Origin of the sequence: Burkholderia cepacia (genome assembly GCF_001039005.1) — a bacterium.
Taxonomy (GTDB): domain Bacteria; phylum Pseudomonadota; class Gammaproteobacteria; order Burkholderiales; family Burkholderiaceae; genus Burkholderia; species Burkholderia theae.
This window is the reverse complement of sequence record NZ_LDWR01000045.1, coordinates 82395-98967: the sequence shown is the minus strand read 5'-3', so window position 1 is coordinate 98967 and position 16573 is coordinate 82395. Positions and strand designations below refer to the sequence as shown.

Genomic DNA, 16573 nt, shown 5'->3' with positions numbered 1-16573 from the left:
GGCGGCCCGCGAACGTTTTCACGTGTGAAGTGTCGGCTCGCCTGCCGTGGCGCGGGTGCGTTACTCTTACGCCTTGATCAGAATCCGATGAGGAACGAGGCTCATGTCCCACCTGTCCGCAGCCGCACGCGCACGCACCGGCCTGCTTCGCCCGTTGCGCGCGCCGCTGTGCGCGTTGACGCTTGCCACGCTTCTCGCCGCCTGCGCGATGCCGACCCATCCCGATTCCGCCGCCCCCGCGCCCGACCCGTACAACCCGGCCGCCGTCCAGCTGCTTGACGATACGAACTGGGAACTCACCAGCTGGGTGAACGCCGACGGCACGCAACGCACGATCCCGCACGGCGACAACGGCGAACCGATCAAGCTCGCGCTGTCGACCGAATCGGGCATCCGGAACGCCAGCGGGTTCTCGGGCTGCAACCGCTACATGGGCACCTACGCGATCAAGAACGGCCTGCTGAGCTTCGGACCGCTCGCCGGCACGCGGATGGCCTGCCCGAATACGCTCGGCGGCCAGCTCGAACACGCGTACCTCGACGCGCTCGCCCACGTCGCAAAAACCGGCGTGCAGATGCGCGATCCGCAGCAGCTGCAGATCGTGACCGATGCCGGCGCCACGCTGACCTTCACGCACCGGAGCCCCTGATGCACGGCGCGCGCGAAGGCCGACCGACCGCCTTCGCGTTGCGCGCCACGCGCGTGTGCCGCGCACACGCGTCGCGCGGCGTGAATCGAATTCATGCCGCGTTAGAGTCTTGTTCGCCGGCCGGTTAAACTCGGCGGGTCGCGCCTCGCGCGCCCCTCCCCACTCCTGTTTCAAAGCATGCACACGGTTGTCTTCGGCTGGTTCGGCATCTCCGCCGTCTGGTTCCTCCTTCTCTTCTGGCGTCTCGTGCAGGCGATGCTGCCCGGCGGCGGCGGGCTCGCCGGCCGCGGTTCGATCCGCCTTTGGATCGGCTTCGCGGCGGTGTTCGTTGCGAGCTGCACGCTGACGAGTCCGCTGTCGGGTCCCGACACGAACGCGCTCGGCCATGCGTTCTCGGCCGGCTTCGCACACGTGCTCGGCCCGATCGGCACGCCGGTCTCGATGGTCGTGCTGTTCCTGGCCGGGCTGCCCTGGCTGACCGGCATCGGCTGGCGGCAGTTCTCCGCCTGGGTCGACACGTCGTTCGGCGTCAAGCTGTCGCGCGACGGCGGCGACGACGACGCGCGCGGCATCGCCGACCTGCCGCGCAGCGCACTGCATCGCGACGACGACATCGTGCAGCCGACCACCGCGCATACCGTCAACTCGATGGCGCCGCGCCAGAACGGCCGGTATTCGCGCCCCACACTGTGGAAACCCGACCCGCAGGCGCGGCCGAAGCCGCGCAGCAAGACGCCCGCGCGTCCGCTCGCGGAACCCGTCGCGCCGTCGGGCTGGCTGAAGCCGACCGCGACCCAGCGCGTGCCGGCACCGCCCGCGCCGATCCCGGCCAGCGCGATGCCGCCCCCCACGACCGGCAGTACCGCCAGCCTCGCGCGCGCGGCGGCGAACACGCACGTGCCGCGCCCCGATCCGGCCCCGCTTCCGGTCGGATTCGAACCCGTCCGGCCGCGGCCGACTGCCGCGCGACCGGCCACCGCTGCATTGAAGCAGGCTGCGCCGCGCGCCACGGTCACGCCGCGGCCGGCCAGCGCGCCGCCGCCCCGCCCGCCCGTGCGCCCGGTCGCAGGAACGGCCGCGACCGGCCTGCCGCCGGACCCGGCGCGACGCCGCCCGTCGCCGCAAACGCCGACGCGTGCGCCGCTCTATGCATGGACGGAAAAACCCGCGGCGCCGATCACGCCGGCGCCGAGCGTTCACGACACGTTGCGTTCGATCGAGGCCAGCACCGCGCAATGGGCCACGCTGGGCGGTGCGCAGGCGGCCGATGCGGCTGCCGCAGGCGCAGCCGTGGCCGGTGTGGCGACGGCTGCCGGCAGCATTTCCGCGCCGGCATCGGCAGCCGTGCCGAATGGGTTTGCCGCGGCAACGCACGACATCGCAGCCCATGACGCAGGGACTCCGGTCGAACACGATGCCGCACCGGCGTACGACGACAGCGAGCCGATCGTGCTGGACGCGTTCATGCCGGCAGAACCCGCTATCCACGTGTCGATTGCCGATTGGGGCGCCACGGCGCTCGACACCGCCGCGCCACGCATGCTGTCGAACCCCGGCATCGACGATGCCGCGTCAGCACATCACGCCGACCTCCCGATCCCGCACGTCGACGAGGCACGCGCCGCGCCGGCGTTCGGAATCACGCCCGCGCCGTCGCTGGACGCGCCCGTCGACCTCGCTCCGTGGGAAGACCTCGACAGCACGCCGGTTTCCGCATTCGACGTATCGACCGGGAACGAACTCGCCGCGTCGACGACGCACGCGACGGAATCCGAGCCTGCCCATGCCGCCTCCGCGCAACCGGACGGCGAAGCGGTTCACGGCATCGCCGCAAGCGGGCCGGCTGCGCCAGTCGATTCCGGCGACGAGTACGACGCGCCACCGGCTCCTGCCATCGATCGCCCCGCATCGGCTCGCGTGCCACAGGGCGTCGCCGATGCGCACACCGACGTAAAACCGGCCGGGGGCATGGCGCCGTTCGCTGCCCTCCCCTCTTCGTCGATCGCCGCAACGTCGGCGCACGCAATTTCCGAGGCCATGCCGCTTGCGGCAGTGTCCGCACTGGCTGCATCGAATACCGCAGCGCAAGCAACCAAACCGGTCGCGACGGAACCTGCGGCATCGCCATCGGCGATCGCACCAGGCGCCACGCCCGCGACGGATTGGGCGCAGACGCCGTCGATTCCGCCGACGGTGCAACCTGCGACGACCAATACGGCCGTCTCCGCGGCATTGCCGAAATCGTCGGCAATTCAACCGTTTGCCGCAGCACCGATGGCGTCGGCCGCAGCTGCGTCGCCGCTCGTCGGCGCCGCCCATGGTTCGACTGCGCAGGCACCCGCGTCCGCATCGAGCATTGCGCCTGTCACCGCTGCGGGTTCATCGGTCGGCGTAACCGGCACGGCATCCGCATCGCTTTCGCAGCCGGCCGCATCGGCATCGACCGTTGCATCCGTCGCGTCGGTGGCACCTGCCGTCACGGGAATGACTTACGGTTCGTTCGCTCGCGCGTCGACGCCCGCCTCAACCGTTGCGCCCGCAGTCACACCGTCGATGACCGGCGCTTCGGCTTCGGCAGCCGGTTCGACCGCTAACGAGCCCGCACCGGCGGCAACTCCCGCAACCGCTACCGCGACGCCCGTGAATTTCACGTCCGGCTCGATCGCGGCACAGCCGTCCACGCTCGCGTCGACAGTTTCAGCCAACACGGCAACCTCGTCGACCGGCACGGCATTCAACGCATCCGGCACATCCAGCGCATTCGCACCGCAGCCGGCAGCCAGCCTGCCCGTGCCGCCTGCCGCTTCGGTCGTGACGGCAACGCCCACCGGCGCAGTCGCCCCGACGAGCACGGCTTCGGCAACTTCCGCTCCCCCGGTCACCCGCTCGCCTGTCACCGCAGTCGGATCGCTGGCATCCATCGGCGCAACAACCGCGACGCAGGCTCCGTCGATCGCTTCCGCGCCCGCCGCAATCGCAACCCCGACGTTCGCAACGCCGCCCGCCCCCGCCGCATCGCCGGCGAGCTGGTCCGTGTCGAATGTCTCCGCAACACCGGCTGCCGCACCGACCACAGGCTCGCAACCGCCGGCAACCATCCCCGGAGCGGGCCTGCCCACGCCGGCGATTCCCGTTGCCCCGCCAGCCTATGCAACCGCCACCGACGCAACCGAACCGGCCGAGCCGGCCGAGCCGGCCGCAGCCGACGCAGCCGCAGCCGCCCCCGACACCCCGGTACGCCAGCCACGCCCGAACGCGTTCGAATTCCACGCGCCGGTGGCGTTCAACGTCGAACTGCCGACGCTCGACCTGCTCGAGCCCGCGTCCGACGACGTCGAAATGATCACCGAGGAACACCTCGCCCAGACGGCGCAGGTGATCGAACAGCGGCTGCAGGAATTCAAGGTCCCGGTGACGGTCGTCGGCGCATCGGCCGGCCCCGTGATCACGCGCTTCGAGATCGAACCCGCGCTCGGCGTGCGCGGCAGCCAGATCGTCGGCCTGATGAAGGACCTGTCGCGCGGCCTCGGCCTCACGTCGGTCCGCGTCGTCGAGACGATTCCCGGCAAGACCTGCATGGGCCTCGAATTGCCCAACGCGAAGCGCCAGATGATCCGCCTGTCGGAAATTCTTGCCTCGCGCGAGTATCAGCATTCGCCGTCGCAACTGACGATCGCGATGGGCAAGGACATCACGGGCCGCCCGGTCGTCACCGATCTCGCGAAAGCGCCGCACATGCTCGTCGCGGGCACGACGGGCTCGGGCAAGTCGGTCGCGATCAACGCGATGATCCTGTCGCTGCTGTACAAGGCGACGCCCGAGGACGTGCGGCTCATCATGATCGACCCGAAGATGCTGGAACTGTCGGTCTACGAAGGCATCCCGCACCTGCTTGCGCCGGTCGTCACCGACATGAAGCTCGCGGCGAACGCGCTGAACTGGTGCGTCGGCGAAATGGAGAAGCGCTACCGGCTGATGTCGGCCGTCGGCGTGCGCAACCTTGCGGGCTTCAACCAGAAGATCCGCGACGCGGAAGCGAAGGAAAAGAAGATCGGCAACCCGTTCTCGCTGACACCCGAGGATCCGGAACCGCTGTCGACGTTGCCACTGATCGTGGTCGTGATCGACGAGCTGGCCGACCTGATGATGGTCGCCGGCAAGAAGATCGAGGAGCTGATCGCGCGCCTCGCGCAGAAGGCGCGCGCGGCCGGCATCCACCTGATCCTCGCGACGCAGCGTCCGTCCGTCGACGTGATCACCGGCCTCATCAAGGCGAACATCCCGACGCGGGTCGCATTCCAGGTGTCGTCGAAGATCGACTCGCGCACCATCCTCGACCAGATGGGTGCCGAATCGCTGCTCGGGATGGGCGACATGCTGTTCCTGCCGCCTGGCACGGGTTATCCGCAGCGCGTGCACGGCGCGTTCGTCGCCGACGAGGAAGTGCACCGGATCGTCGAGTACCTGAAGCAGTTCGGCGAGCCGCAGTACGAGGAAGGGATCCTCGAGGGCCCGGCCGCCGACGGCGCGACGCAGGACCTGTTCGGAGAAGCGCCGGACGCGGAAGCCGATCCGCTGTACGACGAAGCCGTCGCGTTCGTCGTCCGCACGCGGCGCGCGTCGATTTCGTCGGTGCAGCGACAGTTGCGCATCGGCTACAACCGTGCCGCGCGCCTCGTCGAGCAAATGGAAGCGGCCGGGCTCGTATCGGCGATGGGCATCAACGGCAGCCGCGAGGTGCTCGTCCCGGCCGCGGCCGACTGAGCACGGCGGCCGGCGCGGACACCCCGCACGACCGGCTGCCCCGGAACACGAAGGGCGCTGCATCGGCAGCGCCCTTTTTCATTTACTGCACCGGCACCAGCTTGAAATCGACCGGCTTGCCGACCGCGACCTTCCGCGGATTCGCGCCGAGCTGCCCCGTTTCGACATCGCGGCTGAACACGTAGAACGTGTCGCTGTCCTGATTGCCGACGATCAGCCACTTGCCGGTCGGATCGATCAGGAACTCGCGCGGCGTCTTGCCGAGGCTCGACTGGCGGCCGATGTACTTCAGCCGGCCATCGGATTTGTTCACCGCGTAGATCACGAGATCGTTCGCGTCGCCGCGGTTGCTCACGTACAGGAAGCGGCCGTCCGGCGACAGGTGGATCGCGCCGCCGCCGACCTTGCCCTTGAAGCCCGGCGCCGTCATCGGCACGGTCTCGACCGGCGTCAGCTTGCCGTCGTGGTAACCGAACACCTCGACCGACGCGTTGAGCTCGCTCGTCACGTATGCGAACCGGCCGTCGGCGCCGAACACCATGTGGCGCGGGCCCGAGCCGGCCTTCACCTGCGTGTAGCGCGTGTCGGTCGGGCCGATCAGGCCGCGGCTGCCGTCCACCGTGTAGCGGTAGCCGTAGATCTTGTCCGCGCCGAGATCCTGCACGAACAGGTAACGGCCGTCCGGCGAAAACACCGTCGAGTGCACGTGCGCGCCGTCCTGGCGGCCCTTCACGGGGCCCGTGCCTTCATGGTGCACGGTCAGCACGGCCTGGCCGACCGCGCCGTCGTCGCGCAGCGGAAACACCGCGAAGCTGCCGCCCGGATCCGCCGCGACCGAGTAATTGGCCGTCACGAGATATTTGCCGTCCGGCGACAGCGCGAGATAGCAAGGATCGTTCCCTTCCGACGACACGCGGTCGATGAAGGTCAGCGCGCCCGTCTTCGCATCAAAGCGGAATGCGCTGACGCCGCCGCGCTGCGTCGCCGGCCCGTCGTCGCCGGGCAGCTCGTTGACCGCGTAGACGGTACGACCGTCGCGGCTCGGCAACAGGTACGACGGATTCACGGTCTTCGCCGACGACACGGGCGCGACGCTGCCGGTTTTCGTATCGAAGCGGTAAACATAGATCCCGTCGCTGCCGCCGCCCGTATAGGTGCCGACGAGCAGGTTGTAGACGCCGTCGGCCGCGGCGGGCGATTGCTGCGCAAATGCGTGGGTCGCGGAAAGGGAGAGCACGATCGCGAAACCTTTCATCCAGTGAGCGAGCCTAAGCGGGAACCCTCGTGTCGAAGCGCGTGCGTCACGCTCGCGTAAACGGTTGGGCATTGAATCCTCCTTGCATCGAGTCGCTTCAAGTGTTGAGATAGGACGAAACGCCTGCCGTACCTGCGCTCCGCCGCCCGGCCGAGTATACGGGGCGGGGTGCCGGCACGTGAAGCTCGGCCGCCGCCGTCCGCATTGTGAACTCGAATACCCAAGGATCGCCTGCCCATGCCCGCCCTGATCGAAGACTACGCCCTCGTCGGCGACGGCCACACCGCCGCGCTGATCGCGAAAGACGGCTCCGTCGACTGGCTGTGCTGGCCCCGCTTCGATTCGGGCGCCTGCTTCGCGGCGCTCGTCGGCACGCCCGAGCACGGCCGCTGGCTGCTCGCGCCGGCCGCCGACGCCGCGATCACGCACACGACCCGCCGCTATCGCGGCGACACGCTGATTCTCGAAACCGATTACGAAAGCGCCGACGGCGCCGTCACCGTGATCGACTTCATGCCGCCCGGCAACGGCTGGTCCGAACTCGTGCGGATCGTCGTCGGTCGCCACGGCACGATGAAGATGCGCATGGAACTCGTGCTGCGCTTCGATTACGGCTTTTCGGTCCCGTGGGTCACGCAACTGACCCGCGAGGACGGCATGAAGGCGATTGCCGGCCCCGATACCGTCGTGCTGCGCACGCCGGTGCCACTCGCCGGCAAAAACCTCCATACGCTCGCGGAATTCACGGTGAGCGCCGACGAGCGCGTGCCGTTCTCGCTCAGCTACGCGGCGTCGCACCTGCGGCTGCCGCCCGCGCGCGATCCGCTGTCGATGCTCGCGCGCACCGAGAACTACTGGCTCGAATGGTCGGGCCGCTGCCAGGTGCAGGGCCGCTACGCGGCCGCCGTGCGCCGTTCGCTGATCACGCTGAAGGCGCTCGCGTACGAGCCGACCGGCGGGATCGTCGCGGCGCCGACCACGTCGCTGCCCGAGAAGATCGGCGGCAACCGCAACTGGGACTACCGCTATTGCTGGCTGCGCGACGCGACGATCACGCTGCTCGCGCTGATGCGCGGCGGCCACTACGACGAGGCGCGCGCGTGGCGCACGTGGCTCGGCCGCGTGATGGCCGGCTCGCCCGAGCAGATCCAGATCATGTACGGGATCGCCGGCGAACGCCGGCTGCCGGAAATGGAGCTCGACTGGCTGCCCGGCTATCAGGATTCGAAGCCGGTACGCATCGGCAACGGCGCCGCGAACCAGCTCCAGCTCGACGTGTTCGGCGAGGTGATGGCCGCGCTGCACCTCGCACGCGTGGGCGGCCTGCAGGCCGACGACACGGTCTGGTCCGTGCAGTGCGCGCTGCTCGACCATCTCGAGAAGATCTGGCAGGAACCCGACGAGGGCATCTGGGAAACGCGCGGCGGGCGCCGCCATTTCACGTTCTCGAAGGTAATGGCGTGGGTCGCGTTCGACCGCGCGATCAAGTCCGCGGAGATGTTCCGGCTGCCCGGCTCGCTCGACCGCTGGCGCGCGCTGCGCGAGCAGATCCACGCCGACGTATGCGACAACGCATGGCACGAGGGCAAGCAGGCGTTCACGCAGAGCTACGGCAGCGACGAACTCGACGCGAGCGTGCTGCTGATGCCGCTGCTCGGCTTCCTGCCGCCGGAAGACCCGCGCATCGTCGGCACGGTCGACGCGATCGAGCGAGAATTGCTGCACGACGGCCTCGTGATGCGCTACCGCACGACCGACTACGACGACGGCCTGCCGCCCGGCGAAGGCACGTTTATCGCATGCAGCTTCTGGCTGGTCGACAATTACGCGCTGCTCGGCCGGATCGACGACGCGCACCGCCTGTTCAGCCGGCTGCTGTCGCTGTCGAACGACCTCGGGCTGCTCGCGGAGGAATACGACCCGGTCGCCGGGCGGCTCGTCGGCAACTTCCCGCAGGCGTTCTCGCACGTGGCGCTCGTCCATACCGCGATGAACCTGATGCACCACGAGGACGCGATGGCGCGCGCGGCCGGCCAGCCCGCACCGGCGATGGCCACGGGGCGCTGAACGGGGGCGCGAGCGGCTTCTTCAGAGAACGTCAAATCGCAAAATTTTGATGAAAAATCGGGGAAATGTTGCATTGCACCACCCATCGTTGTCCGATATGATCGACGCGATTGTCCGGCTGCAGTGCAACATGGCCGGCCGCTGACCCCAACGGCACGCCGCGACGCCCCACGCCGCCCTTGCGCACCGTCCCCCACGCGGGAGTAGTCTGCATGCTTTACCAACTGCATGAATTCCAGCGGGCCATGCTGAGCCCGCTCACGGCCTGGGCCCAGGCCGCCTCCAAATCGTTCGCCAATCCGTCCAGCCCGTTCTCGCTGATGCCGGGCGCGACGCGGATGGCCGCTGCCTACGAACTGATGTACCGGCTCGGCAAGGATTACGAGAAGCCCGAATTCAACATTCATCAGATCGTCAAGGACGGCCACAACATCCCGATCGTCGAGCAGACGATCGTCGAGAAGCCGTTCTGCCAGCTGCTGCGTTTCAAGCGCTATTCGGACGACGCCGACGCCGTCACGCAACTGAAGGACGAGCCGGTCGTGCTGGTCTGCGCGCCGCTGTCGGGCCACCACTCGACGCTGCTGCGCGACACGGTACGCACGCTGCTGCAGGATCACAAGGTCTACATCACCGACTGGATCGACGCGCGGATGGTGCCGGTCGAGACCGGTCCGTTCCACCTGCACGACTACATCGCGTACATCCAGGACTTCATCCGCCACATCGGCGCGCGCAACCTGCACGTGATCTCGGTGTGCCAGCCGACGGTGCCGGTGCTCGCGGCGATCTCGCTGATGGCGAGCCGCGGCGAGGAAACGCCGCTCACGATGACGATGATGGGCGGCCCGATCGACGCGCGCCGCAGCCCGACGTCGGTGAACTCGCTGGCGACGCAGCACTCGACCGCGTGGTTCGAGAACAACGTGATCCATACGGTGCCCGCGAACTATCCGGGCGAAGGCCGCCAGGTGTATCCGGGCTTCCTGCAGCACACGGGCTTCGTCGCGATGAACCCGGAACGGCACGCGCAATCGCACTGGGATTTCTACCAGAGCCTGCTGCGCGGCGACGAGGACGACGCCGAAGCGCACCGCCGCTTCTACGACGAGTACAACGCGGTGCTCGACATGGCTGCCGAGTATTACCTCGAAACGATTCGCGTCGTGTTCCAGGAATTCCGGCTGGCCGAGGGTACGTGGGATGTACAAGGCGAACGCGTGCGTCCGCAGGACATCCAGCACACCGCGCTGATGACGATCGAGGGCGAACTCGACGACATCTCGGGCAGCGGCCAGACGCACGTCGCGCACGAGCTGTGCACGGGCATCCCGCAAGACCAGCGCCGCAGCCTGACCGCCGAGAAGTGCGGTCACTACGGGATCTTCTCGGGCCGCCGCTGGCGCACGATCATCTATCCGCAGCTGCGCGACTTCATCCGCGAGCATGCGCCGGAACCGAAGCAGGGCGCGACGAAGGATCGCCCGGATGCACCGGCGGTCACGACGCTCGCGGCTGTACCGGCCGTCGACACGCCGGTCGAATCGCGCACCACCGCGGCGAAGCGCACACGCACGAAAGCACCAGCCACGGCCGCCGCGCCCGCCAAGGCCGCACCGGCCGCGAAACGCGCAAGCAGCAGCCCGCGCGCAAAAGCCGTTCGCGCGCGCAAGGCCGCCTGACGCACCGCGTTCCGACGAAAGAACGCCGCCGTTGCCTGCGCACGGCGGCGTTTTTGTATCCGGCGGCCGCTCGTCAGCGGATCAGCGCATCAGCGCCGCAGCAGATACGCGAGCAATACCTCGGTGTTCATCCGGACCATCTCCGCACGCTCGTCGGTATCGGTGAAGTCGCGGCCGAGCGTCGCGGCGAGCGTGAAGCGGTTCGACACGATGTAGTAGCCGAGCCCCGACAGCGTCACGTAGAAGCGCAGCGGATCGACGTCGCTGCGAAACAGCCCGGCCTTCTGGCCGCGCGTCAGCACGTTGCCGAGCTTCGCGACGATCGGCGACATCATCTCGCGGATCCGCGTCGACTTGTGCAGGTAGCGCGCTTCGTGCAGGTTCTCGTTGTTGATGAGCCTGAGCAGTTCCGGATGGTCGCGGTAGTAGTCCCAAACGAAATGCGCGAGCCGCGTGACCGCTTCGACCGGCGCGACGCCGTCGAGATCGAGCACGCGCTCGGCCTCGGTCAGCGCGGAGAACGCGTGTTCGAGCACGGCCGTAAACAGCTGCTCCTTGCTGCCGAAGTAGTAATAGAGCATGCGCTCGTTGGTTTCGGCCCGGCGCGCGATCTGATCGACACGCGCGCCGAACAACCCGCCACTCGCGAACTCTTCGGCTGCCGCCATCAGGATGCGGCGGCGCGTACCTTCAGGATCTCTTTTGATTTTTGGCTGATTCATGTGGCGTTTTGCTATGTGAGCCGCGTGATCCGGACCGGCACCCGCACTGCCTCGGCGCCGGCCGCCCTGGAACGGGCGCGCCGCGTGCGGCCGCCCTCCTGCTGAGCCCCTGCAAAAAAGCGGTTCGATTATGCGCACAGACTGCGTCCAGCGCAATGCGGGAAATCGGCGATAATCGAGCTTTGGCAAACCTTTCCGGCCGCGCCCGACGCGGCCGAGAGCCATTCGGCGCCGCTGCGCCCGTTGTCACCGTGACCGACTCCAAAACACTTGCGGATCGCATCGAAGATCTGCTTCCCCAGACGCAATGCACGAAGTGCGGCTATAACGGCTGCCGTCCGTACGCCGAGGCGATCGCCGCCGGCGACGCGAACTACAACCAGTGTCCGCCCGGCGGCGCCGAAGGCATCGCACGCCTCGCGGGCCTGCTCGGCAAGCCGGTGATTCCGCTGAACCCCGTCAACGGCAGCGAGCATCCGCGCGCCGTCGCATTCATCGATGAAAGCCTGTGCATCGGCTGCACGCTGTGCATGCAGGCGTGCCCGGTCGACGCGATCGTCGGCGCACCGAAGCAGATGCACACGATCATCGAGTCGCTGTGCACGGGCTGCGACCTGTGCGTGCCGCCCTGCCCCGTCGACTGCATCGCGATGCTGCCGGTGACCGGCGATCGCACGGGCTGGGACGCGTGGTCGCAGCAGCAGGCGGATGCCGCGCGCGAACACCATGACCTGCGGCTCGCCCGCCAGCGCCGCGAACGCGAGGCCGCCGAAGCGCGCGCTGCCGCACGCCGCGCGGCCAGTGCCGCGAAGCCGGCCGCGGGACAACCCGACACGCCACCCGGAACGCAGCCCGATACGCAGCCCAGCGCGCCGGCCACCGCACCGGCCGCCGACGACGCCGATGCGAAGAAACGCGCGATCATCGCCGCTGCGCTCGAACGAGCACGCAAGAAGAAGGAAGAACTCTCCGGGCAGGGTGCCGGGCCGAAGAACACCGAAGGCGTGAGCGCAGCCGTCCAGGCGCAGATCGACGCGGCCGAGGCCCGCCGCAAACGAGTCGCCGAACAGCAGGCGCAGCGCGACACCGAAGCCGCTGCGCCGGGCGGCAACGGCAACGACAGCGACGCAGGCAACGACGACCAAGGCGGCCCTTCCGCGCCGCCCGACCAGAACGCTCCATGAACGCCAGCAAACGACGCGCGATCTACGAAACGCTGCAGAGCCTCAATCCGCATCCGACCACCGAGCTCGAATACACGACGCCGTTCGAGCTGCTGATCGCCGTGATGCTGTCCGCGCAGGCGACCGACGTGTCGGTCAACAAGGCGATGCGAAAAATGTTTCCGGTCGCGAACACCCCGCGACAAATCGTCGCGCTTGGTGAGGAAGGCGTCACCGAGTACATCAAGACGATCGGTCTTTACCGCACCAAGGCGAAGAACGTGGTCGCGACGTGCCGGATCCTGCTCGACCAGTACGACGGCGAGGTGCCGGCCGATCGCGAAGCGCTCGAAAGCCTGCCGGGTGTCGGCCGCAAGACCGCGAACGTCGTGCTGAACACCGCATTCGGCCAGCCGACGATCGCGGTCGACACGCATATCTTCCGTGTCGCGAATCGCACGGGGCTCGCGCCTGGCAAGGACGTGCGGGCCGTCGAGGCCGCGCTCGAGAAGTTCACGCCGAAGGAATTCCTGCAGGACGCGCATCACTGGCTGATCCTGCACGGGCGCTATGTGTGCAAGGCCCGCAAGCCCGAATGCTGGCACTGCGCGATCGAGCCGCTGTGCGAATTCAGGCCGAAGACGCCGCCGCCCAACGAGTAAGCATCAGGCACGGCAGAAACGCGGCAGGCCTGTCCGACGGAGCCCGCCCCGCAGGCTCCGTTGTGGCACACATGCCCTTCCCCTCCCCGACTACGCGTTGGACGTCGCAGTGGCATCGTCGGCCGCCGCGCCGCCCGCGCGCACGAGCGCCAGCACCGCCGCGAGGATCGCGACGCCGCCCGCCCACTGCAGCGGCGACAGCGCTTCACCGAACAGCAGCGCCGCGAGCGCGACCGTCACGACCGGTTCGAGCGTCGACAGCATCGACGTGCGCGCGGCCCCGAGCCGCTCGAGCCCGGCAAAGAACGCGAGCATCGCCGCGACCGTCGACACGAGCGCAATGGCGAGCATCGACGCCCACCCGCCGGCCGTCACGGGCCAGCGCGGCGGCGCGCCGAACGCCGCGGTCCGCACGACGGCGATCGCCACCAGCGTCGCGGTCGCCGACACGCAGATGATCGCGGTGGTCGCGAGCGGATCGACGCCGCGCGTCGCCTTGGTACCGCCGACGATGTACAGCGAATAGATCACCGCAGCGGCCAGCGCGAGCGCGATCCCGAGCGGCTCGCCGTGCCCGCCGCCGACCATCAGCGCCGAGCCCGCGACGCACAGCACGAGCGCGACGGCCTTCGCGCGCGTGAGGCGCTCGCCGAGCCACCACGCGGCCAGCAGCGTGACGAAGGCCGGATACAGGTACAGCAGCAACGCCACGAGGCTCGCCTGCGCGTGCTGCAGCGCGCTGAAATAACAGAACGACTGCCCGACGTAGCCGAGCGCGCCCATCGCCACGAGCGGTGCGAGCGCGCGTCCGCGCGGCCAGGCGACGCCGCGATGCCGCGCGATCGCGGCGAGCACCGCACCGCCGATCGCGAAGCGCACGATCAGCAGCCCGAGCACGTCGACGCCGGCCGCATACGCGTAGCGGCCGAAGATCGCCATCGCGCCGAACGCGGCGGCGGACAGCGCGACGTAGAGCGTACCCTGCAGGGCGGAGGACGATGAGCGGGCGGTGGCGGTCATGACGAGACGGGCGGGAACGGCACGGTAACGGGAATCGTCGGAGTGTAGCGGCGCGACGGTCGCGAGCCTAGCCCGCGCTTACCCGTTCGCCGATCCGGCACGGGGTAGCCGCAGCCTCCCCCCGTCGCGCCAACCCGAACCGCCACAGGCCGCCTCCGGCACCGTCCGCCGACCCGGCGTACAATGCGCGACGCGGCATGACGCCGCCCGAATCACGACGTTCCCCCACCATGTTCAATCCAAGCCGCGACGAAGTGCGTCGCTTTTTCACCGAGACCTGGCGCAAGCAGCGCGCGGGCGAGATCCTGACGCCGCTGGAAGCGATAGCAGCCGACTGGATCGTCGAGCATCCCGAATACCACGCCGAACTCGACGATGCCGACGGCGCGGCCGCGCGCAACTACACGCCCGAGGAAGGTCGCACGAACCCGTTCCTGCACCTGTCGATGCACCTCGCGATCAGCGAGCAGCTGTCGATCGACCAGCCGCCCGGCATCCGCGCCGCGCACGACAAGCTGGCGGCGAAGCTCGACTCGACCCACGACGCGCAGCACGCGATCATGGAATGCCTCGGCGAGACGATCTGGGAAGCGCAGCGCACCAACACGCCGCCTGATACCGACGCGTACCTGCAGCGCATCCTGCGCCGCGCATCGCACGACTGAGCGCCGCGGACAAAAAAATACCCCGCCGAGGCGGGGTGTTTTTGCTGCGCGGGCCGGCTGGGCCCGTCGCGCTTACTTCTTGAATACGAGGTCGGTCTCTTTCAGCGATTCGATGTAGGACGCGATGTCCTTCATGTCGCTGACCGACAGGCTCTGCACCTGCGCCTGCATGATCGCGTTGTTGCGACCGAGCAGCGGGTTCGTCAGGCCCATCTGGTACTGGCGCATCGCCCACACGAGGTAGTCGGCATGCTGGCCGGCGAGGCGCGGATATTCGGCGTTGATCGGCTTGTTCATCTGCGCGCCGTGGCAGGCGGCGCAGTTGTGCGATTCGACCAGTTCCTTGCCCTTCGTGGCGTCCGCCGCGTGCGCGGTACCGATCGCGAGGCCGGCCGCCAGTGCAACCGCCGCCGTCTTGAATGCGTTGTTCATGAATGCTCCTGTCCCGCCGGCGAGATCGGCGGCGCGCGCTTACTTGTAGGGATTGTCCTTCGAGTCGGCCTTCTGGGCGGCGTAGTAGGCCGCCAGATCCGCGATGTCCTGATCCGTCAGCGAACCGGCGACCGCATTCATCGACGGGAAGTGACGATCCTTCTTGCGGTAGGCCTTCAGCGCGTTCTCGAGGTATTGCTGGTTCTGGCCGCCGAGGACGGGCACCCGGTAGACCTCCGGGTAAGCCGTGCGGTAGTCCTGGATGCCGTGGCAGCCGATGCACATGGCGACCTTGCTCGCCCCGTCCTTCGGGTTGCCGACCACACCGGCCGCCTGCGCGCTGCCCGCGAGCGCCACGAGCGCTGCGACAACGACGTGTTTGCCGACGAATTTGTTCATAGCTCTTGTAACCTAGCTTGAGGGGAAACTGGCGCCAAAGCGGCAACGGCCCGCGCCGTATTGCTTATCGGATCGCCACGCAGGCCAAAAAAAACGGCCAGATTGTACCGCGTCGGCGGGGAACGCGTCCATAAGACGCCCCGGTTCGCCCCGCCACAGCCCTGCAACGATACGCGGGCGCGGCCCAACCGGACAGCCCTTCTGACTTATACTGGGTTTTTTCCCGATGAAGAAGAGCGCCGCCATGCGTTTCGAAGGGTCCTCGCACTACGTCGCCACCGACGATCTGAAGCTCGCGGTCAATGCCGCGCTGACGCTGCAACGCCCGCTGCTGATCAAGGGCGAGCCCGGCACCGGCAAGACCATGCTCGCCGAGGAAGTGGCCGCCGCGCTCGACATGCCGCTGCTGCAGTGGCACATCAAGTCGACGACGAAGGCACAACAGGGCCTGTACGAATACGACGCCGTCTCGCGGCTGCGCGACTCGCAGCTCGGCGACGAGCGTGTGAAGGATATCTCGAATTACATCGTCAAGGGCGTGCTGTGGCAGGCATTCGATGCCGAGCACCCGAGCGTGCTGCTGATCGACGAGATCGACAAGGCCGACATCGAATTCCCGAACGACCTGCTGCGCGAGCTCGACCGGATGGAATTCCACGTGTACGAGACGCGCGAGACCGTGCGCGCGAAGCACCGCCCGCTCGTCATCATCACGTCGAACAACGAGAAGGAACTGCCCGACGCGTTCCTGCGCCGCTGCTTCTTCCACTACATCCAGTTCCCCGACCCGTCGACGATGCAGAAGATCGTCGCGGTCCACTTCCCGGACATCCGCGAGGAGCTGCTGCGCGCGGCGCTCGAGAGTTTCTTCGAATTGCGCGGCGTGTCGGGCCTGAAGAAGAAGCCGTCGACGTCCGAGCTGCTCGACTGGCTGAAGCTGCTGCTCGCCGAGAACATCCCGGCCGACGCGCTGCGCAGCGCGGACGCGAAGCAGATCGTGCCGCCGCTCGCGGGCGCGCTGCTGAAGAACGAGCAGGACCTGAGCCTGCTCGAACGGCTCGTCTACATGAACCGGCACAACCGGTAATCCTCC

13 protein-coding genes are annotated in these 16573 nt (G+C 68.2%); 8 read left to right on the top strand and 5 right to left on the bottom strand.

Annotation, left to right across the window (positions count from 1 at the left end):
* Positions 1-103 precede the first annotated feature (103 nt).
* Positions 104-649, top strand: coding sequence for an META domain-containing protein (locus VL15_RS25390; RefSeq protein WP_048249248.1), 546 nt, complete (start codon positions 104-106; stop codon positions 647-649).
* A 255-nt stretch (positions 650-904) separates the two neighbouring features.
* The gene (locus tag VL15_RS43710) at positions 905-5413 is read left to right on the top strand and encodes a DNA translocase FtsK (RefSeq protein ID WP_419188696.1); all 4509 of its coding nucleotides are present in this window, start codon (positions 905-907) and stop codon (positions 5411-5413) included.
* A gap of 82 nt (positions 5414-5495) precedes the next feature.
* On the opposite strand, the gene VL15_RS25380 is transcribed toward VL15_RS43710, so the two are convergent.
* Complete coding sequence (locus tag VL15_RS25380) at positions 5496-6740, bottom strand: lactonase family protein (RefSeq protein ID WP_155420297.1); 1245 nt, start codon at positions 6738-6740, stop codon at positions 5496-5498.
* A 165-nt stretch (positions 6741-6905) separates the two neighbouring features.
* Here VL15_RS25380 and VL15_RS25375 point away from each other — a divergent pair, with 165 nt between their 5' ends.
* A complete protein-coding gene (locus tag VL15_RS25375; RefSeq protein ID WP_048249244.1) occupies positions 6906-8735 on the top strand; it encodes a glycoside hydrolase family 15 protein in 1830 nt (609 codons plus the stop codon).
* A gap of 212 nt (positions 8736-8947) precedes the next feature.
* Positions 8948-10417 (top strand): polyhydroxyalkanoate depolymerase, encoded by a 1470-nt coding sequence (locus VL15_RS25370; protein ID WP_048249243.1) that lies wholly within the window; start codon positions 8948-8950, stop codon positions 10415-10417.
* Between the two features lie 89 nt (positions 10418-10506).
* Here the strand turns inward: VL15_RS25370 and VL15_RS25365 are convergent, their stop codons facing one another.
* Positions 10507-11139: a TetR family transcriptional regulator gene (locus tag VL15_RS25365; protein WP_034184817.1), complete on the bottom strand. Its 633-nt coding sequence runs from the start codon at positions 11137-11139 to the stop codon at positions 10507-10509.
* Between the two features lie 251 nt (positions 11140-11390).
* Here VL15_RS25365 and rsxB point away from each other — a divergent pair, with 251 nt between their 5' ends.
* Together rsxB and nth are read left to right on the top strand one after the other, a co-directional pair.
* The gene (rsxB, locus tag VL15_RS25360) at positions 11391-12323 is read left to right on the top strand and encodes an electron transport complex subunit RsxB (protein ID WP_419188695.1); all 933 of its coding nucleotides are present in this window, start codon (positions 11391-11393) and stop codon (positions 12321-12323) included.
* Positions 12320-12964, top strand: a complete 645-nt coding sequence (gene nth, locus VL15_RS25355) for an endonuclease III (RefSeq protein ID WP_048249241.1) — start codon at positions 12320-12322, stop codon at positions 12962-12964. Before rsxB ends, nth begins: the two co-directional genes overlap by 4 nt.
* Before the next feature lie 90 nt (positions 12965-13054).
* Here nth and VL15_RS25350 read toward each other — a convergent pair whose 3' ends face one another.
* On the bottom strand, positions 13055-13984 hold the full coding sequence (locus VL15_RS25350) for a DMT family transporter (RefSeq protein ID WP_048249240.1): 930 nt from the start codon (positions 13982-13984) through the stop codon (positions 13055-13057).
* A gap of 197 nt (positions 13985-14181) precedes the next feature.
* Here VL15_RS25350 and VL15_RS25345 point away from each other — a divergent pair, with 197 nt between their 5' ends.
* Positions 14182-14649 carry a DUF1841 family protein gene (locus tag VL15_RS25345; protein WP_419188694.1) on the top strand — a complete coding sequence of 156 codons (468 nt, stop codon included), beginning with the start codon at positions 14182-14184 and terminating at the stop codon, positions 14647-14649.
* Between the two features lie 72 nt (positions 14650-14721).
* Here the strand turns inward: VL15_RS25345 and VL15_RS25340 are convergent, their stop codons facing one another.
* Together VL15_RS25340 and VL15_RS25335 are read right to left on the bottom strand one after the other, a co-directional pair.
* Positions 14722-15081 carry a c-type cytochrome gene (locus VL15_RS25340; protein WP_048249238.1) on the bottom strand — a complete coding sequence of 120 codons (360 nt, stop codon included), beginning with the start codon at positions 15079-15081 and terminating at the stop codon, positions 14722-14724.
* Positions 15082-15120: 39 nt separating this feature from the next.
* Positions 15121-15480 (bottom strand): c-type cytochrome, encoded by a 360-nt coding sequence (locus VL15_RS25335; RefSeq protein WP_048249237.1) that lies wholly within the window; start codon positions 15478-15480, stop codon positions 15121-15123.
* Between the two features lie 244 nt (positions 15481-15724).
* Between VL15_RS25335 and VL15_RS25330 the strand changes: the two genes are divergently transcribed.
* Positions 15725-16567: an AAA family ATPase gene (locus VL15_RS25330; protein ID WP_048249424.1), complete on the top strand. Its 843-nt coding sequence runs from the start codon at positions 15725-15727 to the stop codon at positions 16565-16567.
* Positions 16568-16573: the final 6 nt, after the last annotated feature.